14 protein-coding genes and 1 pseudogene are annotated in these 22,348 nt (G+C 60.4%); 10 read left to right on the top strand and 5 right to left on the bottom strand.

All coding sequences use genetic code 11. From position 1 onward, the window contains the following. Positions 1-457 precede the first annotated feature (457 nt). The 4 genes and pseudogenes from BF99_RS0100410 to BF99_RS23610 all read left to right on the top strand — a co-directional run bounded on the left by BF99_RS0100410 (position 458) and on the right by BF99_RS23610 (position 7,528). Positions 458-5,914 (top strand): beta strand repeat-containing protein, encoded by a 5,457-nt coding sequence (locus BF99_RS0100410; protein WP_156013097.1) that lies wholly within the window; start codon positions 458-460, stop codon positions 5,912-5,914. A 256-nt stretch (positions 5,915-6,170) separates the two neighbouring features. Continuing rightward, on the top strand, positions 6,171-6,302 hold the full coding sequence (locus BF99_RS23875; protein ID WP_306699401.1) for a hypothetical protein: 132 nt from the start codon (positions 6,171-6,173) through the stop codon (positions 6,300-6,302). 92 nt (positions 6,303-6,394) lie between these two features. Next, positions 6,395-7,033, top strand: a pseudogene (trmB, locus tag BF99_RS23615) (tRNA (guanosine(46)-N7)-methyltransferase TrmB); the annotation flags it as partial. A gap of 9 nt (positions 7,034-7,042) precedes the next feature. Beyond that, positions 7,043-7,528, top strand: a complete 486-nt coding sequence (locus BF99_RS23610; protein WP_231471263.1) for a gamma-glutamylcyclotransferase family protein — start codon at positions 7,043-7,045, stop codon at positions 7,526-7,528. 80 nt (positions 7,529-7,608) lie between these two features. Here BF99_RS23610 and BF99_RS21690 read toward each other — a convergent pair whose 3' ends face one another. Beyond that, positions 7,609-8,385, bottom strand: a complete 777-nt coding sequence (locus BF99_RS21690; protein WP_197018976.1) for a DUF3530 family protein — start codon at positions 8,383-8,385, stop codon at positions 7,609-7,611. A 280-nt stretch (positions 8,386-8,665) separates the two neighbouring features. On the opposite strand from BF99_RS21690, the gene BF99_RS0100380 reads away from it, so the two are divergent. The 4 genes from BF99_RS0100380 (at position 8,666) to dsbD (ending at position 14,018) form a co-directional block, all read left to right on the top strand. Beyond that, positions 8,666-9,292: a thioredoxin family protein gene (locus BF99_RS0100380; protein ID WP_025769285.1), complete on the top strand. Its 627-nt coding sequence runs from the start codon at positions 8,666-8,668 to the stop codon at positions 9,290-9,292. 190 nt (positions 9,293-9,482) lie between these two features. After that, positions 9,483-10,775, top strand: coding sequence for a TolC family protein (locus tag BF99_RS0100375; RefSeq protein WP_231471261.1), 1,293 nt, complete (start codon positions 9,483-9,485; stop codon positions 10,773-10,775). A gap of 111 nt (positions 10,776-10,886) precedes the next feature. After that, positions 10,887-11,804: an efflux RND transporter periplasmic adaptor subunit gene (locus BF99_RS21685; RefSeq protein ID WP_025769283.1), complete on the top strand. Its 918-nt coding sequence runs from the start codon at positions 10,887-10,889 to the stop codon at positions 11,802-11,804. A gap of 108 nt (positions 11,805-11,912) precedes the next feature. Beyond that, positions 11,913-14,018, top strand: coding sequence for a protein-disulfide reductase DsbD (gene dsbD / locus BF99_RS19835; RefSeq protein ID WP_025769282.1), 2,106 nt, complete (start codon positions 11,913-11,915; stop codon positions 14,016-14,018). A gap of 82 nt (positions 14,019-14,100) precedes the next feature. Here the strand turns inward: dsbD and metA are convergent, their stop codons facing one another. The 4 genes from metA to BF99_RS0100335 form a co-directional block, all read right to left on the bottom strand. Beyond that, on the bottom strand, positions 14,101-15,201 hold the full coding sequence (metA, locus tag BF99_RS0100360) for a homoserine O-succinyltransferase MetA (RefSeq protein WP_025769281.1): 1,101 nt from the start codon (positions 15,199-15,201) through the stop codon (positions 14,101-14,103). A 96-nt stretch (positions 15,202-15,297) separates the two neighbouring features. Continuing rightward, positions 15,298-16,140 (bottom strand): ATPase, encoded by an 843-nt coding sequence (locus BF99_RS0100350; protein WP_025769280.1) that lies wholly within the window; start codon positions 16,138-16,140, stop codon positions 15,298-15,300. A 25-nt stretch (positions 16,141-16,165) separates the two neighbouring features. Then, positions 16,166-17,011, bottom strand: a complete 846-nt coding sequence (locus BF99_RS0100345; RefSeq protein WP_025769279.1) for a universal stress protein — start codon at positions 17,009-17,011, stop codon at positions 16,166-16,168. Positions 17,012-17,298: 287 nt separating this feature from the next. Continuing rightward, positions 17,299-17,997 (bottom strand): methyltransferase domain-containing protein, encoded by a 699-nt coding sequence (locus BF99_RS0100335; protein ID WP_025769277.1) that lies wholly within the window; start codon positions 17,995-17,997, stop codon positions 17,299-17,301. A gap of 531 nt (positions 17,998-18,528) precedes the next feature. Between BF99_RS0100335 and BF99_RS22720 the strand changes: the two genes are divergently transcribed. Together BF99_RS22720 and BF99_RS0100320 are read left to right on the top strand one after the other, a co-directional pair. Further along, positions 18,529-18,753 carry a hypothetical protein gene (locus BF99_RS22720; RefSeq protein WP_156013096.1) on the top strand — a complete coding sequence of 75 codons (225 nt, stop codon included), beginning with the start codon at positions 18,529-18,531 and terminating at the stop codon, positions 18,751-18,753. A 19-nt stretch (positions 18,754-18,772) separates the two neighbouring features. Continuing rightward, on the top strand, positions 18,773-22,195 hold the full coding sequence (locus tag BF99_RS0100320; protein ID WP_051482721.1) for a WD40/YVTN/BNR-like repeat-containing protein: 3,423 nt from the start codon (positions 18,773-18,775) through the stop codon (positions 22,193-22,195). Positions 22,196-22,348: the final 153 nt, after the last annotated feature.

Genomic DNA, 22,348 nt, shown 5'->3' with positions numbered 1-22,348 from the left:
AGCGATTTTGGCACGAGACATCGAACAAACGTCGTCCTTCGCCGCACCGCCTCGCTCGATGATTGGACTTCGTGATTTCGAAAATTCTCTTTCGAAAAAAAACGAATGCCTCGCCGCCGAAGCAATGAGCGGCCCGATTCACTCGAACCGGCGGCGATCCAAGCGGACAAGGCCTTGAAAATCGGGATCTCGGCCCTTGATCGGAGTCGAATCAGGCGATCATCGAAAAGAAAGGGGGCAAGTCCTGCGAAGGGTAAGGGTAGTATGAACGAGGTGGTCGATGGCGGGTCGGCCCGCCCCCTTCGCCTCGGCAATGAACCGAAGCCCGATCACGCAGATTTTCTGCAAGAGGACGAGCGGCCCGCCCCCCTTGCGACATTTTGCGACATCTCACCTCGGATAAAATCGACACCCCATCCGGTATCCCATCCGGTATCCCGTCGGGGGAAAATATTCAATGATGCGATTCGATCCATCGATTTCCGGCTTGGTCGGATACGGCATCATCCTTTGCTGCTCGTTATCGATGTCGGCGCTGCCGAGGCTTTCGATCGCGCAAACGACGCCGGCGCATTCGTGCATCGACGATAGCATCCTCGTCAGCGGGGAGATCACGATCAGCGCCGATGATTGCGACTACGATGTCAGGCTGACCGGCCGCCTGACCGATAGCAACGGCAACTGCAGTGCGGTGAATCAAACCATCGAAGCCGGGGAGGATTGGAGCACCGGTGCCAACCCCCTGCCATCGAAGATGTGCGCCGAATACACTTCGCTGGCCCGGCAAAATGAGGCCGGTTATCAGGCCTGCAGCTCCGTCTCCGGTGACGTTGCGGTCTGCGGCAGCAACTCAAGAGGCATCGTCTTCGTGCGCCCGATCGCGCTTTCTTCGTCCCGCATCTCCCTTTCCACCACCTCGATCACCCTCGATGAGGGGACATCGCAAAACTTTACCGTCAGCCTCGATAGCCAACCCCCTGCCGATGCCACGATCTCGCTTTCGAAAACCAACTCGGATACAACGCTCTCCTCGACGACACTGACCTTCACCACCTCGAACTGGGATCAGGCACAAACCGTCACCCTCACCCTAACTCGGGATGAGGATTCGGTGGACGACAGCGATACCATCACCTTGTCCTCCTCCGACGACTCCATTCCCTTCGCAACGATAGCGGTCTCCGTGAAGGATTTGGATGTCACCCCTACGGGGAATATGGTTCTATCCACCCAATCCCTCACTTTGAAAGAGGAAGAGGACGACCCCAAGACCTTCACCGTCCGCCTCGATAGCCGACCGAATGCCAATGTCATCGTAAGGCTATCGACCACCAACACCGATGTCTGGCTTCCCCCCGATCCGCTGACCTTCACCACCTCGAACTGGGATCGAACCCAACGAGTCGACGTCGTACTTAGACGGGATCACGACGAGGTGGATGAAAGCGCGACCATCACCTTGGCCCCCTCCGGCGGGATCGTTGCGCCGAGTGCGACGATCGCGGTTACCATCGAAGACGATAATCGGTACACCATCGCGGCGCATACTTGTATGGAAGGTAACATTGCTTTTGAATCATCCTCAGGCTTCCATCTTCACAATGCTCCCCTCAATAGTAATAATGGACGTTCCGCTTGCGGGAAATATTTGATAATGGTCGTTGGCATGAGCGATCCAGTTGCCAACCATACTGATATTGAGTGCGTAGATTTATCTATTTCAGGAGACGACACTGAGATTATTGAACCAACTAACAAGTTCTATGGCTATGGAAACCCCGCAAAAATATGCATCGAATACCAAGACAGCCTGTTGCAGGCCAACATGGGATATCAAGGCTGCGACTCCGTATCGATTACGGACTGCGGCGACGGCGGTCGCGAATTCGTAGATCCGCTTCGGCTCGTGCCTAACGGCACTCTCGTGCTTGCCCCCACCGGTACCCTCACCATCGACGAGGGCGAAACCGGCACGCTCTCGGTGAGGCTCTCGGTTGCGCCGGTTACGGATGTCATCGTCACGCTGTCGAAGACCGGTGACGCCATCACCCTCTCCGATACATCGCTTACCTTCACCGGCTCGAACTGGAGTACGGCGCAGAGCGTTACCATCACCACGGTGCAAGACAACGATACGAACGACGCCTCCGATACCATCACCTTGACCCCGGACAGCAACGGGATCAACGCCTCGAGCCGCACCAAGGCGATCATCGTCAATGACACCACGCCGACGGGATCGATCACGCTGAATCCGGCTCAGACCCTGACCATCGACGAGGGCGAAACCGGAACCTTCGGCGTCAGCCTGAGCGCAAAGCCGCAAACGAATGTCGCCATCACCCTTTCCAAAACCGGCGCCGATATCACCATCTCCCACACCTCGCTCACCTTCACCCCCTCGAATTGGAGCACGGCGCAGAACGTCACCGTCACCACGGTGCAAGACAACGATACGAACGACGCATCGGGCACCGTCAGCTTGACCAAAACCTCCGGCGGCTTCATCGCCCCCGATGCGACCTTGGCAATCACCGTCGACGACACCACACCGACGGGATCGATCGCGCTCAATCCGGCAACGACCCTATCCATCGACGAGGGCGAAACCGGAACCTTCGGCGTCAGCCTGAGCGCAAAGCCGCAAACGGATGTCGCCATCACCCTTTCCAAGACCGGCGCCGATATCACCATCTCCCATACCTCGCTCACCTTCACCCCCTCGAACTTCGATACGGCGCAAAACGTCACCGTCACCACGGTGCAAGACAACGATACGAACGACACCTCGGGCACCGTCAGCTTGACCAAAACCTCCGGCGGCTTCATCGCCCCCGATGCGACCTTGGCAATCACCGTCGACGACACCACGCCGACGGGAGCGATCACGCTCAATCCGGCGCAGACCCTCACCATCGAGGAGGGGGAAACCGGGACCTTCGGCGTCAGCCTCAGTTTGAAACCGCAAACGGATGTCGCCATCACCCTTTCGAAGACCGGCTCCGATATCACCATCTCCCATACCTCGCTCACCTTCACCCCTTCGAACTTCGATACGGCGCAGAACGTCACCGTCACCACGGTGCAAGACAACGATACGAGCGATGCCGCGGGTAGCGTCGGCCTGTCCGTCGCCTCCGGCGGTTTCAAAGCCCCCGATGCCAGTCTGGGCATCACCGTCGACGACACCACCCCGTCGGGAGTGATCACGCTGGATCCGTCGGCCCTTGTCATCGACGAGGGCGAAAGCGGGACCCTCGGCGTCAGCCTGAGCGCAAAGCCGCAAACGAATGTCTCCATCACCCTTTCGACGACCGGACCGATCGCGATCTCCCATACCTCGCTCGCCTTCACCGGCTCGAATTGGGATACGGCGCAGAGCATCACCATCACCACGGTGCAAGATAACGATACCGATGACGCATCGGGCACCGTCACCTTGACCAAAGCCTCCGGCGGCTTCGACGCCCCCGATGCGAGCCTTGGCGTCACCGTCAACGACACCACCCCGACGGGGACGATCTTGCTCGATAGGGCGAGTCTCGTTATCGATGAGGGGGAAACGGGGACCTTCGGGGTCAGTCTCAGTACGAAGCCGCAAACGAATGTCGCCATCACCCTTTCCAAGACCAATCCCGATACCACGATCTCCGCCACCTCGCTGACCTTCACCCCTTCGAACTTCAGTACGACTCAGACCGTCAGCATCGGTACGGTGCAGGACAACGATACGAACGACGCATCGGATCGCATCGAGTTGGTCGTCGCCTCCGGCGGCTTCAAGGCCCCCAAAGCGATCTTGGCGATCGTCATCGACGACACCACGCCGAAGGGGAGCATCGTCCTGACCCCCGGATCGAACTTCTCCCTCAACGAGGGCGGGGCCGGGGCCTTCGGGGTCAGCCTCAGTGCGAAACCGCAAACGAATGTCACCATCACCCTTTCGAATGCCACCAATCCCGATATCACGATCTCCGAAACTTCGCTGATCTTCACCCCCTCGAACTGGAATACGGCACAAAATGTGATCGTCAGCGCCGGCACCGACAGCGATACGACGGACGATCTCGATACCATCTCCCTAGCCGTCGCCTCCGGCGGCTTCAGCGCTCCGGATACGCAGTTGAGGATCCGGGTCAGCGATGTCCCGGCGGGGGCGATCGCCGTCACCCCCACCGGAATCGTTCTCGTCGAAGAGAACGATTCGACGACCCTCAGCGTCAGACTCAAAATTCAGGTACAGCCGAGCGAAGATATCATCGTGGCGCTTTCGAAGACCAACCCCGATATCACCTTTTCCGAATCGTCCCTGACTTTCACTCCTTCGAATTGGCAACAGACGCAGACCGTCGAGGTCGGCGCCGCCCCAGACGAAGACACGGCGAACGATACCGATACCATCACCCTGGCCGCCACCAGCGGCATCGACACTCCGGATACGACGAAAGGGGTCAGCGTGATCGACGACGATCGGCTCGGCTCCCTCGTCCTTTCCACCGATCGCCTCATCGTGAGGGAGGGGGAAAGTGCGTCCTTCGATATCGAACTCGGAACGCCGCCGAGCGTGCCTTCGATCACCGTCTCGCCATCGAATAACTCTCCTCAATTGTCCCTCTCCCCGACCTCGTTGACCTTCACCCCCGACGATTGGGACGAGGGACAAAGCATCGTCGTATCCGCACAGCAGGACGAAAATACGAACCATGGCTCCGATACCATCACCTTGTCGTCTTCCGGGGGCGGGAACTACGGCGGGGTGGAGAGCAAACTGCCGGTCCTCATCTTCGACACCCCGGGCGATATCGCCACATCCCTCGAAACGATCGCGCTGTTCGAAGGCGAAGCGCCGGTATCCTTTACCGTCGGACTCGACGTCGAGCCCGTCAATACCGATATCGTCGTCGTCTCCCTTTCGAGCACCAACCCGAATATCACGCTCACCCCTTCCTCCTTGCTCTTTACGAGAAGTGCTTGGAGAACGCCGCAAGAGGTCGTCGTCGCCGTCGCCGACGACCCCAACGCGGACGATGAGCAGGACACCCTCACCTTGGACGCCACCGGCGGAAACTACGACGGGATCAACAAACAACTCGTGGTGACGGTCAAAGATGACGACGATGATGCGCCACCCGTCGAGATCCCCGAGCAAGTCAAAGGCTACGCCTTGGCCATTCCGCCCGATACCGCATCCGATCGTTCCGAGCTGCGCATTCGATGCCGCCAGAGCGCTCCTTGCACCGTCTACCTTTATTGCAGCGCGCAAAATGACGGATCCATCTTCGAGGGTTGGCTCCCGGGCTCGATTCCGGGCTGGGGGACGCAAACGCTCATCAACTCCGATATCGTGCGTTATACCGGTGGATCGTGGTCCGGCAAGGGGCGCTTGGGCTGCGCCTTGCGCAGCGATCACACCTTGGGCATCCAGATTTGGACGCGTTCGGGGGATGGCGTGCTGGTCAACAACAGCGCGCTGGTTCGAAGCGTCTCGGTGGACGATGTCCACCGGGCGGATATCGAATCGATTCCCTCCCCGGATGGTTCGGACGGCTCGAATATCCGCATCCGATGCCTCGCCCCTGCCGATGCCCATTGCACCGATTTTGCCTTCTCCTGCTTCGAGGACGACGGAACCGGGCACGATGGCGTGTTGGGAACGATCGAGCATCTGTCCACAAGGCATCTGCAAGCCGACGAACTCGCCGATATCATCGATCACCGATGGGAGGGCATCGATCTTTCATGCGAACTGCGATCGGATCATCCCTTCACGGTGCAAGTACTGACCCGCACCGGCGGAGGCGGGGCCTTGGTCAACAACAGCGCCACCGGGAGCCTCCGGGCAAGGCCGCCCATCGAGCCGAACGAACCGGACGAGTCGACGGAGCAGGCACCGACGGGGGCTCGGCAGGAGTGAGGTTCGAGTCGAGAGATCCGAGTCGAGACGATAAGGCCTTGCCCCTCGCCCCGAAGCGGGTAGCGAAGGCGAGTCCATGAAGACAAGATCATCTTAGCGAGCGCCGAAAACCCGAAACTCGACGACATCCTCTTTATGGCAAGAAGATCGCCTCGATGACGCCTTCGGGGATCGATATTTCAAGATCGATCGAAATAGCGAAAAAAACGATATCGATATCCATCGACAATCGATAACGCCCATCGAGCCGACAGCGATGATCGACAAACCAAGGCAAGGGGCATCGAGAATGCAAGCGCTCCAAGGGCGGAGCATTCATCGGCCGGTCCTGCAAGGGCGGCGGTCGGCTCCTAAGATGCACGATCCTTACGAGGAAGACGAGCGTTGAACGGATTCGAGTGCGAACGGGGCGACGAGCCGCGCGATGACGAGGCAAAGAACGGGAGATCTCCCGCTTTTCCCCGTCCGGTACGCAGTTTCGTGGTCCGCGCGGGCCGGATGAGTCATGCCCAAAAACGCGCGCTCGAAGAACTCAAAGACCGCTACCTGATTCCTTGCGGGGATCGCTCGCTCGATCTCGATGCGATTTTCGAACGCCGCGCGCCGCGCACGGTGGAAATCGGCTTCGGCTCCGGGGATGCGCTGATCGCGCTGGCGAAGAAGCACCCCGAGCGGGATTTCCTCGGCATCGAGGTCTACCCCCCCGGGGTCGGGCGATTGCTGGCTTGCGCGCACGCCCAAGGCATCGACAACCTCAAGGTGGCGATGGCCGATGCGCTGGAGGTCCTTCGCTGCAACTTATCCCCCTCGAGCGTGGACGAGGTGCTGGTCTGGTTCCCGGATCCCTGGCCCAAGAAGCGCCATCACAAGCGCCGGCTGGTCCGCCGGGAATTCGTCGATCTCGTCCATCGAATCCTTCGCCCGGGCGGAACGCTGCGACTGGCGACGGATTGGGAGCCTTATGCCGAGCATATTTTTGAAACGCTGACGAAGCATCCGGGGTTTTCGAACCTTGCCGGCAGCGATCGCTTCATGCCGCGCTCGCCCTTGCGCCCCGAAACCCGCTTCGAGCGGCGAGGGCGACACGAAGGCCATCGGATATTCGATCTTTGCTTTCGATCGCAGCCCATGAACGCCCCTCTTTTCATCTACGGCTCGATACGAGACAAAGACGTGCAAGATTTGGTTTTGGGCGAGGAGGCGGCGCAGGCGCTGTTCATCGAAGAGGCTTGGATGCCCGATGCGGTCCTTGCCCGCGTTCCCGACGAGTGCTATCCCTATCTTTCGCCGCGTGCCGGAGAGCGGGTGCGCGGCGAACTCATCCACGGCCTCGACCGGGAAACCCTCGAGCGCATCGTCTATTTCGAGGGGGATGAATATGTCTTAAGCGAATGCATCGTCGAGCGCCGAAGCGGCGAGGCGGTGCCGGCGATGTACTTCGAGGGCGCGGCGATCGTCGACGGACCCTTTCAGGAATGGTCCTTCGATACTTGGCAGGCGCAGGAGAAAAAGCGATTCTTGACGATGTGCCGGGCCTATATGGATCTGTGGCATCGAGGGCGGTCCATCGCGCAGGCCGAGACCTTGTGGAGGGATATTCGCTGCGATCCTTAGAGCCCCTGCGACGGCCGGGGGCAGAAGACGGACACCGGGGTCATCGGGCGATGGCGCTCAAGGATTCGAAAGCGATAGCCCTAAGGAGGAAGACTCTCCAACCACTCGCTCACCGCATCGACCAGAGCGTCTTCTCGATCTTTGAAAAAATGCCCGGCACCCGAGATCACTCGCTGCGCGGAAAGCGGGTTGCCGGCGGTGCGAATCGCAGCCAAACGCTCGGGGGCGGCACGCAGCACCCCGGGGAATTCCTCGCTGCCGAAAAGATCGAGGACCGGCACCCTCATCGATTCCAGCGGAAAGGGCTCGCGCATCGGCTGGCGGTAGTCGGTCGCTCCCATCCCGATACCGATGAAGGCATCGAACAGATCGTCCCCGTGGTGGCGCGTGAACGCCATCGCCATGTGCACACTGCAACTATGCGCCGCCAGCACGATATTATCGATTCCGCGATCGCGCAAAAACGCGATGCCCGCCAGAATACGGGGAAAGGCGGCGGGAAGGATCGGGACATAATCGTAGTATTTGGCGTCTTTGGCCAATACCGGCATCTGGAGGGAGAGGGTTTCCCAGCCCACCGTCGGCAAATGCGTGCGAAGCGGCGATGCCACCTCCTCCCAATCGGGATGAAAGCCGCGACCATGCATGACGATCACCGCCCCCCGAACGGGTTCGAGCGTCGCCTCGCTATGGATGGCAAGGAAGCGATGACCATCCGAGCCTTGAAGGTGCAAGGGCTCCCCGTCGAAGATCATGTCGACGATCTCCGCTTCGAGCCTTCGCTCGCGCTCGATATCCTGCGCTTGGGTATCGGCCACGATCCCCGATACACAAGCGAGCAAGAGGGCGCCGATCACGATCTTGAAGGCCTTGTCCGAGGGCTTGATCGGCGAGGCAAGGACGCTCGATCCATCGCCCGACCGCCTCGAACCCGATCGGCCGCCAATTCGCATATCCTTCGAGCCTTCGGTGGAAAGAAAAGAAAAACGCGCCATGCAAAAGACCCCCTCACCCTATCAAGTCGATATCGGCAATTCGACACCCGATATGATAAAAGACTTCGATAAAGTCCGATCCTTCAAGCAAAGCGCCCTTGTCGAAAGCCCTTGAAGCGTCCGAGACCTCGAGGAAATCGCCATGAACACCGATATCGCGCATGATTCCACCGCCTCTCGATCATCGCCCTCGCCTCGCCGGTCGCCTGGCTCTTGCGGGTTTGGCCGCGGCTTGATCTCGCTTGTGGCCGGGCTTGTTTATGCACTTTCGACGACGAGCCTCGCCGTCGAGATTCGGGACCCCTACCAATATTTTTTCCAAGACACCTTCGGCGACTTCGCCGAGGAAATCGAAATCGCCCGCGAGGAGGGAAAAAAAGGAATCGTCATCTTCTTCGAGATGGACGAATGCCCTTTTTGCGCCCGCATGCGCGAAACCGTCCTCAACCGCGCCTCGGTGCAGGATTATTATCGCGAGCATTTTCGCATCTTCATGGTCGATATCGAGGGCGATACCGAGGTGGTGGATTTTTCGGGGGATATCATGCTCGCCAAGGATTTCGCCTTCAAACTGCATAAAGTGCGGGCCACTCCGGTGATCGCCTTTTTCGACTTGGAAGGCACGCGCACGGTGCGCTTTACCGGCGCGGTGCGCAATCCGGATGAGTTCTTGTTATTGGGGCATTTCGCGGTCGAGGGTTATTACGAGAAAACGAATTTCACGCGCTTCAAGCGGGCTTGGAAAGCCGAACAATCGGCGCAGCAGTAGCATGGGGGCATCGATGCAAGGCGCATCCCTATCTTCGAGGGCTTATCCAAGCGAGCATCCGCATGAATATCCGAACGGACATTCTCATTATCAATATCGTCGAGATCGTCGAGATCGTCGAGCGATGAGGCGCGCACATCGTTCATATCAAAGATCCGCCCCCTCGATCCGGCGGCGACTTGATATTTTCGTGCCCCTCCTCGCCCTTTTTTTCGGCTCTGCCGCCCCCCAAGTGGCGGCGCTCTCCCCGTCCGATCCCCTACCCGATCCGCTGACCCTCGAATTCGCGCTTTCGCTCGCCGACGATCCGCATCCGCAGATGGTCGAACGACAAGCCGCCCTCGAAGTCGCGCAAGCGCAGGTGGAGGGGATTTCGGCGCAGCGGGGATTGCGCGCAAAGATATCGGCAAGAGCGCGGTGGATCGAACCCAAGAGCAGCGCCTCTTACCAAGAGCACGACGACCACAGCCTGCGCCTTACGCTACGCAAATCGCTGTGGGATTCGGGACGTTTTCCCGCCGCCCTCGAAGCCGCGCAGGCCTTGGCCGAGAGCGAGCGCGGGCTGTTGATGGACTTGCGCCATCAACGCCGGCTCTCGATCCTGCACGGCTATTTCGAGGTGATCCTGGCGGATCTGGAATTCGCGCGCGAGAACGAGGCGATGGCGATCGCCTTCATCGCCGCCAATCGGGCGCAAGAGCGCAACGCCCAAGGCCGCGTTTCCGATATCGAGGTCTTCGAGCGCGAGAGCGCATACCAACGGCAGCGAAGCATACGTTTCGCCGCCGATACCCGGCGACGCTCGAGCCGATCCCGTTTGGCGAACTTGCTCAACCGCCCCCAAGAACTCTCGCCGCACTTGGCCCCGGTGCCGATGTCGACAAGGGCTCTGCCGGATCTCGATGAGATCCAGAGCGAGGCGCTGGCCGCCAACGCCGCTTTGGGGGCGGCGCAAGCCCGCGTGGAAATGCGGGAAAAACGGCTCGAAGCGGCTCGATCGCTCGAAAGGGCAACGCTTCGAGGCGAGATCGAAGCGGGGGTCGGCTCTCGCCCGTCGAGCGGCAGCGATATCTTTCGCGCCGGCCTCTCCCTCGATATCCCGCTCTTCGACGGGGGACGACGGGCGGCTGAGATCGCTCGCGCAAGCGCCGAACTCGCACAAGCCCAAGCGGTGCTTCGAATGATGCGAATGGACATCCGACAATCCCTCCTCGAGGATTGGCTCTCGGTGGGCAACTTGCAAGCGGAGCGGGAATCCGCCGATGCTTTCGCGGCTTGGCGCGATCTCTACCTCGACCGCAGCCGCGCCCTTTACGAGCAGGACGTACGCGCCGATATCGGGGATGCGATGGTGCAAATTTCGGAATCGACCTTGCGCATCGCCCGCGCCGACTTCGAGCGGATCATGGCCTTGGCCCGGATTCACGCCCTGCTCGGCCGCGATCCCGAGGGCCTCTTCGAATGGCTTTTCGGCTCCGAATGAGCGATGGCGCTTCACGGTAGAACTCCGCGGCTGAATTCCACAAACCCGCACCACCCGAGATCGTCGACCCGATCCCCCAAAGCACCGGAAATCGCAAGGTATCTTCGAATAATGAACCGCACCCTCATCGTACGAACAAGCCACTTATCTTTGCGTCTATCCGCTTTGCGTCCATCGGCGCAAAAAGGCTCACTCTTCCCCGTCTTCGGGCGAAGGAGCGCCAAGCAAACGCTCGGCGTCTTTTTGTTGACGGCGCTCTCGATTTTTATGCCGGCACCCGTCTTCGCCCAGCAGCCCGATAGCACCATAGCCGGCGCCGTCGAAGGGCGCATCGATTGGGCGAGAAGGGCGAGCCTTCGTTTTTCCCAAAGCGGTATCATCGAGCAGGTGGCGGTCAGGGTCGGGGATCGAGTGGAACCGGGGCAGATCCTCCTTGCGCTCGATCCCGCCCCTTTCGATGCCGAGGTCGACGCCGCCCAAGCCGAACTGACTCGCTTGGATCCCGATCTCCAAGAGGGGGAGCGCGAACTCGAACGGGCGCAGGATCTTTTCGATCGCACGCTTATCTCGGATCACGAGCTGCACCTCTCTCGCATCGCCTTGGCTCGCTTGAAGGCGCAGCAAGCGCAGGCGCAGGCGTTGCTGCGCTTGGCGCAGATTCGACGCGAAAGGAGCGTCCTGCGCGCACCCTTCGCCGGGATCGTGATCGGCAAGGAGGCGGAAATCGGGGAATTCTTCGACCCGCAACTGCCCGCACCGGCGCCGATCCGAATCGGCGATCCATCCCTTCTCACCGCGCGCATGCTGCTGCCTTCGGATGCGCTCTTCGAATGGGAAAAAGGACTCGAGGTCAAAATAACGAGGGGCGAGCGCAGCGTTGTCGGCCATATTCGGCATATCGGGATCGAGGCTGCGGATGCCACCGGCTCTTTCTATCCCGCCGAGGTGCGGTTCGTCCCGCCGCCCGGCTTCGGCGGCAAGAACAGCGCTTTTCGCATCGGCCAGACGGTGGAAATCCGGCGAAAATGATTCGAAGCGGTCGTCGCCCTTTATGCGCAAAAGAGATCGAAAAAACGGATAACTTGCCTTGATCCTAGCCTTTTCGCCACCATCTTTCGCCCGAAACCTCATCACGCCATGCATCGATCCCACCTCATCGGCCTTTCGAACACCGCCAAAGCGCTGGCGGCGGCGATCCTTTTGTCTTGGGGAGCGCCGGGAGCGAAGGCGCAGTTATTTCAGCAGGATTTATTCCAGCAGGATTCGCAAGAGGCGGGCAGCCCCGCCCAAAGCCCGGTGCCGAGGGAAAATGCACTCGATCGGATCTCCCCGGGGCTGATCGATCTCCTCGAAGGCGGCGCCCTTGCAACGGATGACGATGAACCGGAATTCCTCGATCCCGATATCGCCTTCGTACCCACCATCACCGCCCCGACCCCGGATCGGATCGAGGTGCATTGGGAGATCGCCGAGGGTTATTACCTCTATCGCGACAAAATGTCCTTCGGCGCCTCCGATATTCAAGGCGCCGATGAAAAGGCGAATTTCGCGCTCGGATCGCCGCGTTTCCCCGCCGGGGAGATCAAGGACGACGAGTATTTCGGTCGCATGGAGGTCTACTACGATTCGGTGCGGGTGGACTTTCCCTTCGCCGGAGAACCCGGTCTCGTCGATCTCGATATTTCCTACCAAGGCTGCGCGGAAGCCGGGCTTTGCTACCCGCCGATCACCCGCAGCCTTCCGGTACTGATACCGGTTGCCGGAGACGATGCCGGATCGGGCACTTCCTCCGACGGGATCGACAGCCCGAGCCGCTCGGTGCCTTCGGGTGAGATGTCCGAACAAGACCGTATCGCCTCGGCCTTGCTCTCGGGGAATCCTTGGCTGGTGATGCTCTCGCTCTTCGGGGCGGGGCTCTTGCTGGCATTCACGCCTTGCGTACTGCCGATGGTGCCGATCCTGTCGAGCATCATCGTCGGCCAAGGCAAGGGGATCGGCACCCGTCGCGCCTTCACCCTTTCCTCGGTCTATGTGCTGGCGATGGCCTCGACCTACACCGTCGCCGGCGTGCTGGCGGGCATGGCGGGCGCCAACTTCACCGTCGCCTTTCAAGATCCCTGGATCCTGGTCCCCTTCGCTTTGTTGTTCGCGCTCTTGTCGCTGGCGATGTTCGGCCTCTACGAACTGCAAATCCCCGCCGCCTTGCAAGATCGATTGAGCGCACTGAGCCGGCGCCAACGCGGCGGCAGTTTCGTCGGCGTGGGGGTGATGGGCGTTCTCTCGGCCCTGATCGTCGGTCCTTGCGTGGCCGCACCCTTGGCCGGCGTGCTGCTCTATATCGGACGCACCGGCGATCCCCTATTCGGGGGGATGGCCCTTTTCTCCTTGAGCCTCGGGATGGGGGCGCCGCTGCTGGTCGCCGGCACTTCGGCGGGAAAACTCCTGCCCGCGGTCGGGCCGTGGATGAAGCGGATCAATGCCATCTTCGGGGTCATGCTGCTGGCGGTGGCGATTTATCTGCTCGATCGCGTGCTTCCCCCGGCGGTGATTTTGCTGCTGTGGGCGGCGCTGCTGATCACCTGTTCGATCTACATGGGCGCGCTCGATGGACTTGCACCCGATACCGGGGGCTGGAGACGGCTGTGGAAAGGTGCGGGATTGTTCTCGCTGGTCTACGGCATCTTGCTGATGGTGGGGGTGGCGACCGGCAAGGGCGACCTCTTCGAACCCTTGAAGGGTCTGACCTTGGCCGAGGGAGAATCTTCGGATCACGCCCTCCCCTTTCGCTTGGTCAAGGGAACGCAAGGCTTGGATGCCGAACTCGTGCAAGCGGCGGCGCAAGGGCAAACGACGATGCTGGATTTCTACGCCGACTGGTGCGTCAGCTGCAAGGAAATGGAGCGTTTCACTTTCAGCGACGCCGGGGTGCAAAGGGCGCTTGGCGATATGCGGATTCTGCAAACGGATGTGACCGCCAACGATGAGCGGGATCAAACGCTGCTCAAGCGCTTCGAACTCTTCGGCCCGCCGGCGATCTTGTTTTTCGACCCCGACGGACGAGAGCGGCGCGAGCTGCGTGTCGTCGGCTTCATGTCCGCCGACGAATTCGGCGAGATCGTCGCTCGAGCCCGACCTTTGCCCGCCGGGGAACGGATACAATCTCGCTCGTCGAGCGCCCCGATCGATGGCGGCCTTTTCGAAGTCGGCGACGCCTCGCCTCGAGCCCTTTCGAATATCCGATGAACCCTAAAAGGAGTCAGGATCCCCAAGGCCCATCGCGTGTCGTTCACAGCTATCTATTCACTGCTATATCTTGCTTGCATCCCTATCGGGGGCTTTTCTCCTCCCGCTTCGCCGCCAGCAGTCCCAAGGGATCCGATGGATCCACTTCGTCCATAAAAGGTTGGTGCCGATCGCGGCCGGTCAGTTGATAGACCAACCCCAGCCAGTTATTGAACATCGCCTTGCCGGTATCGGCCCACGTATTGTCAAGAAGCGGCTCGATCTCTTTTTCCGGAAACTCCGGCGGTATCCCCCCCTCGGACTTCGCCCGCTGCATCTTTTCTCGATAATCCTCGAGGATACGAAGGGCTCGGGGCGGAAAATAATTTTCGGGAGGCGAAGGCCAATCCTCGCGCGCGCCGGTGAAAAAACGACCGACCTCGCGCTTGTATTCCTTGGAAAGACTGATCAGATCGTACTCCGGATGGCCTTGGAAAAAGACGAAGCGAAGGCCTTCTGCGCTCACTGCCAGATGCACCCCCGCCTTCGGGCTTGCGCTCAATACCCGCAATCCCGCCTCCTCGAAACCCTCTCGGGTGATTTCATAGACATGCGAATGGGGGGCGTCGAAACGCGTATTCAGATCGATGAGCAGCGGATGGCGGATGCGATCTCGATGATGCTCGTAAATCCCCCAACGTTTATTCGGTCGGCACGGCTTGCGCCGGATGCCGTGGAAGTGCTGCATATAGGCGTGGGTCGCCAAGCACGAGCACACCACCGAACAGACATGCCGCTTCGACCATTCCATCACCTCTACCAAGGGCTCCCAAAAAGGCTCGTCTTCGAGGACTTCGCGGGCGGGGTTCGCACCGGTGATGATCAATGCATCGAGACCGCTTCGACGAACCTCGTCGAAGGTCCGGTAATGGCGTTCGATATGGGCTCTCGCCGCCGGCCCCCGAGATCCGCAATCCACGCTGAAATGATGCACGTGGATCTGGGCGATGCGATTGCAGTTGCCGATCAGGCGCATGAACTGCCGATCCGTCGCCTCCAGCGCCGCATCCGGCATCATGTTGAGCAAGCCGACATGGAGTTCTCGAATATCCTGACGATGCGCCCGATCGAGGGAGAGCACCTCCTGCCCCTCGTCTTTCAAACGCTTGAAACTCGGATGATCGTTATGGGCGATAAGGGGCATCTTTTTCGACCATAGTCTTGGAGCGGTGAGGCCGGGGGCGGGCTTTATTTGCGATCGACTCGATGGCTTCGTCGGCGATCGCCGATAAGGGGTTTTTCACGAGCGGCCCACCGTCTCGGCCACGAGATCGAGAAACTCCTCTTCGCTGCGCACCCTTCCTGCATCGGAGGCGGAAAGGGTATAACCGTAATTATCGGCGATCGATCGATAAAGCGGTCTTCGGTGTTCGACCAAGCGCGGGAATATCCAGCGCGTGAAATGATCCGGATCCATCGTTTCGGTGGAATCGATACCGTGCTCTTCGAAATATTCCGCAAGCGATTCTGCGAAAAACCCCTCTTGGTAGTACAAGGGTTTGGGGCTTTCTTTTTGGCGCCGAATCAACTCGTCCTCCATATCCCGCTCGGCTCGAATATAAAGAATCAGCGTATGGTCGGCGAGGGAGCGGATCGTTTCCTCGTGGTTGATTTCGCAGGCGCTTCCCCCGGCATCGTTGATGAAATGATCGTAGCCGTAGATATCCTTGGCTTTGGCGATGAAGGTTCGAACATCGCCCAAAGCGCCGATTTCCCCCTCCCGATGCAATCGCTGGCGGGCGACGAATTCATCGTAGGAAAGCCCGCCCTTGGACCGATCCCCGACCTTTCCGAGAAAGGAGGACAGCGGCTCCAAGTTATCGACGGTGATATTGCTTCCGATATAAATCGAGTCGCTGCAAAGAAGATCGCGAAGAAATCGAACCTTCATCGCCTCTTTCTTCGCATTGTCGATGATGGCCTCGCCCATGTAGCGAGTGCCGATCCGATAGTCCGCCGAGTAATGAAACCACGAACTTTTCGGCAGGCAATTGGCCAAGGTGGTCTTCCCGACCCCGGACATGCCGAGCAGGGTGATCGCCTTGTTTTTCCAAGCGAGAAAAGCATCGGGGCTCATTTTCATCTTTCTAGCCCTTTGCACTTCGCCATCATCGGGACATGATCACCGGGATCTCGGATTGCGCCATGATATGGCGCGTCGCCCCCCCGAAGATCATCTGCCGCAATCGACTTCGGGTATAGGCCCCTTTGACCAGCAGGTCGGCGCCCAAAGAAGCGCATTCATCGAGCAGCGCCTCCCCCGGCGAACGATCGCCGGCATCGATGGTATGGGTTCGAACATGGATCGCATTTCGCGCCAAGTGAGCGCCGAGCTGCTCCACCCCGGGACCCGGAACCCCCCAGCCCTCGACCCCGACCACGGTCACGCGCTTGGCCACCGTCAGCAAGGGCATCGAAAAGGCCACGGTGCGCGCCGTCTCCGCGCTGTTATTCCACGCGATCACCACGTGCTCGCCCAAGGTCGTATGGGGCGTGCCGGGCGTGAGGATCATCGGACGGCCGCTTTCGAACAACGCCCCTTCGGCCATCACATGCCAATCGACCCAAGGGTGCCCGAAGTCGCGCCCGATCAGAATGAGATCGAAAATACGCCCGTAGTCCCCGATGACCTGCCCCTCCAACCCCTCGATCTCGCACCAGCCGAATACCGAGCCGGTAGCGGGGGCATCGATGGAGCCGAAGGTGATTCCTTTTTTCGCCCCCAAATCATCGAAGCGAGCCTTGGCGCGGTCGCCGAGCCTTCGACCCTCCTCTTTGAGCTGGCTGAGATAGGAATCGGCGAGGACGATACCCTCCCCGTCGATGATTTGTGGCGGACGAAGGACGAACAAGCCCTCGACATAAGCATCGAAAAGCGAGGCGATCTGCACCCCCACATCGAAGGTGGCCGATGCCGAATCATCATCGTAAAACGGAAGCAATATCGTCTTCATCGCTCACCTCCTCGATATCGTCAACCGCACGAAGCGGTGCCTCTCATGACATGAACGACGGTCGCGCGCCCCTTGCCGTCTCGGCCACACATCCGCCCTCGAAAACCGCCTCGCCGAAAAAATACCGAAGCGCTCGAATGGCACGCTCGAATGAGAAAAGGGTACCACTTGAGGCTTGATCGGTGCATCGAGCCCCTCGACTCTTCCGACTTTGCATGGGAAAAGAAGAATCCTTTTTATCGTCGGGGGAGCGGATCCGCGCCCTTCGATCCGGCGATTGCCTTCTTTCAAAACCCCGGATCGCCCTTGCAAGCCACGAGACGGGCAAGGGCCATGGCTCTTCGATCGGGATCTTCGACGATCCCTTCTTCGTAATGGACGATTCGCAAATCCCGGAAGCGATCGAGCAACTCGTTGGGGCGGGCGCGAAAACGAATGCTCGGCGGACCGCCGACCCTTGCAAGACCCCCGGCAGAGGCGGGGACGATGTAATGGTGGTCGTAAACCAAATAGCCGCCGGGGGCGAGGGCATCGATCAAATGCGGGATCAGCGGGCGATCCAAAAACCGGGCGACGACCACGAGTCGATAGGCTTTGCGGGGAATGCCGGTGGCGGTGGCGAAAGAGGCTGTGTCCTCTTCGCTTCGCTCGGCTGCGGATGCGCCTTGCGGCGCCTTCGATCGTTCCAGATGGCGGCGGGCGATCCGCTCGAGATCGGCCTCGATCCAACGCACCTCCAAGCCCTCCGCTTGCGCCCTTTTCGATGCCCGCTCCAAGGCGACGGATGAGATATCCATCGCCTCGACCCGATAGCCCTTGGATGCAAGGAAAATCGCGTTTCTGCCGGCACCGCAGGCGACATCGAGCGCCCGACCTCTCGGCAGGCGATCGATCCAACTTGCGAGCAGATCGCTCGGATGGGTTCGGGCGATGTACTCCCCCGAGGCATAACGCGCATTCCAGCGCTCTTTGTCGGCATCGCTCATGGTAGGGATGGATGACCTCTTCGATATGGTTGTTTCGCTGCGATCGCTTCGGGCTAAGGATCTCTTTTCGATGATTTCGGCTCCAAGGCCGGCGGTCAACGATACCCCAAGCGAGATTCGATCCGAAAACCTTGATTCGAAAAAAACACCGGCTCTTGCGATCCGGCTTGCAAAGCGGCGCCCTCGACCCGAGGATCACCTCGCTTGCAGGCGGACAGGCCACGGCCATGGAAAGGCAGGCCATCCGCTCGATGCCTCCGCCGGATCGATGGCGAAAAGAACGCTCGATGCGATCGATTTCTCTTCCCGATAAAAGCCGAGGATCCCCCGCCACCGCTTTATGATACGAAGGTCGTGAAACCATCTTGGCCCTGTCATATCGAAAACGATGATCGCCATCATTATTGCCATCTCGGTCATTGGGGCCATCTTGGTCTTACCGAGAGCGACCATCGACTCTTGCGCTCCCGACTCGAAAGAAAGATCGGGTTCGAAGGCCAAAAACGATCAACCGAAAAAGGGACCGATACCATGTATGAACTGCTGCAGTCGAGGTCGTTGCGCCACATCATGATCCGGCAGATGCCGGCGTTTCTGATCGCTTTCGTCGTCGCCGAGCGCTTCTATAAACTCGGCAGTTTCGCCCTCGAGTGCGTGGCCTTTCTCGCCACTTGGTGGGTGGTCGACGCCTTGTTCCATCTCTTCGGGGGCCGCACCGGCGCCGGGAAATCGCAACGACCCGAAGGATCGACCTGAAGAACGAGGATCTCCTACCATGACCGACTCCCCGCCCCCGATCCCCCGATCGTCGATCTCCGGCCATACCTCGCTGACCGATGCCATGCGCTTTCGCTGTATCGGTCCGCCCCGGGGCGGGCGCGTGGTGGCGGTCGCCGGGGATCCGATCGACCCTGCGGTCTTTTATTTCGGGGCGGTCGCCGGTGGCGTTTTCAAGACGAACGATGCCGGGGTCAGCTGGTTCAATATCAGCGACGGTTGGTTCAAAACCTCCTCCGTCGGGGCGCTGGCGGTCTCCGAAGCCGAGCCCTCGGTGATCGTCGCCGGGATGGGGGAAAGCGCCATCCGCACCGATGTCTCGCACGGCGACGGAGTTTGGATCTCCACCGATCGCGGCCATCGCTGGAAGCATGCGGGCCTCGCCGATACCCGACATATCAGCGAGGTGCGCATCCATCCGCGCGATCCGGATCGAATCCATGTCGCCGCCTTGGGGCACGCCTTCGGCCCCCATCCGGCGCGCGGTATCTATCGCACCCTCGACGGCGGCAATAGTTGGGAGCGAACGCTCTATCTGAACGATCGCACCGGGGCTGCGGATTTGGCCCTCGACCCGTTGAATCCATCGATCCTCTATGCAAGCCTGTGGCAGGTGCATCGCAATTTCTGGGAACTGTCGAGCGGCGGCCCCGGCAGCGGCTTGTGGCGCTCCGAGGACGGCGGGGCGACTTGGAGCGAGATCACCGCATCTTTGGGCCTTCCGGCCTCGACCGTCTTCGGCAAGATCGGGATCAGCGCATCCGCGGCCCGCAGCGGCCGAGTCCTGGCATTGGTGGAATCCGATATCGGCCCCGGCCTTTATCGCTCCGACGATTTCGGCGAGCACTGGGATTTGGTCAGCGACTTTCAGGATCTGCGCTATCGCCCTTGGTACTACATGCACGTCTTCGCCGATCCGATCGACGAAGATACCGTCTACGTCAACAATCTGAGGATGTGGAAATCCACCGACGGCGGGGCCGGTTTCACCAAGATAGCGACCCCCCACGGCGATAACCACGATCTGTGGATCGATCCGAAGAACAACCGCCGCATGATCCAAAGCAACGACGGCGGGGCCAATATCTCCTTCAACGCCGGGGATTCATGGAGCTCGATCCATAACCAGCTGACCGCCCAGTTCTATACCGTGGATACCGATGGCCAAGCGCCCTTTTATCGCGTCTACGGCACCCAGCAGGACAACTCCAGCATCGGCGTGCCCTCGGGGTGCGTCGGGGGAGCCATCACTTGGTCGGATTGCCGCATCGCCGGCACCGGGGAAAGCGGTTATATCAAGGTGGATCCCACCTGCCCCGATGTGGTCTATGTCGGTGCCATCGGCAGCTCGCCGGGCGGAGGCGGGGCGTTGCAACGCTACGATCATCGAAGCGGTCAGATCCGACTCGTCAATGTCTGGCCGGAGCATCATGGTGGCATGGGCGCCGGAGAGCTCCGCTACCGCTTCGGCTGGACCTTCCCGATCCTCTTCTCGCCGCACGATCCGAATGTGCTCTACACCGGCGGCAACCGCGTCTTTCGCAGCCTCGATCAAGGACAAAGTTGGGAGCCGATCAGCCCCGACCTGACTCGGGCCAGCCCCGATCGTCTGGGTCCTTCGGGCGGGCCGATCACCTTGGATACCAGCGGAGCGGAACACTACTGCACCCTCTACGCCCTCGCCGAGTCGCCGCTCGAGCCGGGGACGCTCTGGGCCGGCTCCGACGACGGACTGGTTCATATCAGCCAAGATGCGGGCCGGAACTGGCGGGACATCACCCCGCCCGAACTGCCGCCATGGTCCTTTATCCGCACCATCGAGCCCTGTCCGCATCGGCCGGGGAAAGCCTATCTTGCGGTCACGCGATATAAACTGGACGATCCCTCGCCCTTATTGTTCAAAACCGAAGACTTTGGTCGCAGCTGGACATCGATCATCGGCGATCGAGGGATCGGGCACCGATCCGGCGCATCGAACGCCGATGACGAGGAAGGCTCGATCCCGGCGGACGATTTCGCCCGCGTCATCCGCGCCGACCCTCATTGCCCCGGGCTTCTTTATCTGGGCACCGAGAGCGGCCTTTATCTCTCCCTCGACGATGGCGAACACTGGCAGCGATGGCGATCCAACTTCCCGGTGACTCCGGTCTACGATCTCAAAATCGAAGGGACCGATCTGGTCATCGCCACCCACGGCCGATCCTTTTGGATCCTCGACGATCTCACCCCCTTGCATCAGCTGGTTGCCGGCGGCGAAGACGATCGAAAAACCGACTCCCCTCGGCTCTTCGCGCCCCGCCGTACGTGGCGAGTGCTGCCGGGGCTGCTGGATTTCATCACCGAGAACGAGGGCAAGGGCTATAGCATCGGCCTCGGGCAGGTGGCGACCTTCAACACCCGGCTCGACGAAAGCGGGCAGCGAAGGCGCGAGTTCTTCGATGCCGGCGAGAGCGCCCCCGAGGGAGTCATCGTCCACTACCGCTTATCCGAATCCGCGCTATCCGCATCGAGCACCGCTCGCTCGACTGACCAAAGGGGCGACGAGGGCGGCGACAAGGGCGGCGACAAGGGCGAGGGCGATTCGAAGCCGAGCTTGGATTCGGATCTCCCCGAAGCTTCGTTGGCCTTCCTCGATGCCGATAACAATTTGATCCGCGAGTTCTCCCCCCGACCGGCGGGATACGACAATCTCGACGATGCGGACAAAGCCCTCGATCCCGGGCCTTGGATGCCGATCCGGGTCGGCATCAATCGCTTCGTCTGGGATTTGCGTCATCCGGGCGCATTTGGCCTGCGCGGCAACAAGATGGGACAGGAAGCCATCCGCGGACCATTGGTGCTGCCGGGAATCTACAAGGTGCGGCTTCGGGTGGGCGATCACGAACTCGTCGAATCCTTCGAGGTCGTCAACGATCCTCGTTCGCCCGCCGGTCTCGACGAACTGCGCGAGCAGTTGGAGAGCCTGCTCGAGATCCGCGACAAGATCTCCGCCGCCTACAGGGCCGTGCAGCGCATCCGCGAGATTCGAAAAGGGATCGATGGCTGGAGGGACCGCCTCTTTGGCACCGGGCACTCGACTGAATCGGAGCATCGCCAGGCAAAGCGACTTGCACGCTCCCTATGCGAGGCATTGGACGAGGTGGAATCGGATCTGATTCACCCGGGCGAACACACCGATACCTTCGGCCTGCACCATCGGGTGCGATTGAGCGCCGCCCTCGCCTCCGTCATCAGCATCATCGACAGCGCCGATGCCCGACCGACCGCCCAAGCACTGGCTCTTGCCCGTCAGTACATGGACTCGATCGATCAGCGCCTGACTCGCTTCGATCGATTGAGACTCGACGAACTCGCCACCCTCAATCGCTTGATCGCAAAAACGAATCTCCCGGCGATCGACGACTCGCCCCCGGCCGTTTGACCTGCAGGTCGGGGATAAGGGTCTTCGGGGGAAAAGACAGGGCTTGCCACCATCCCTTGGCCATCCTTCGAAAAACGACAGGGGCTTCTCACCCTTTGTCATCGATCGCCATCGACTATCGAATGAGCGGGTCTTGCCCTTGATCGACGCCGC

Source organism: Thioalkalivibrio sp. HK1, from assembly GCA_000583135.1.
GTDB lineage: Bacteria > Pseudomonadota > Gammaproteobacteria > HK1 > HK1 > HK1.
Note: the sequence above shows the minus strand (reverse complement) of the source record. Positions and strands in the feature narration are given on the sequence as shown.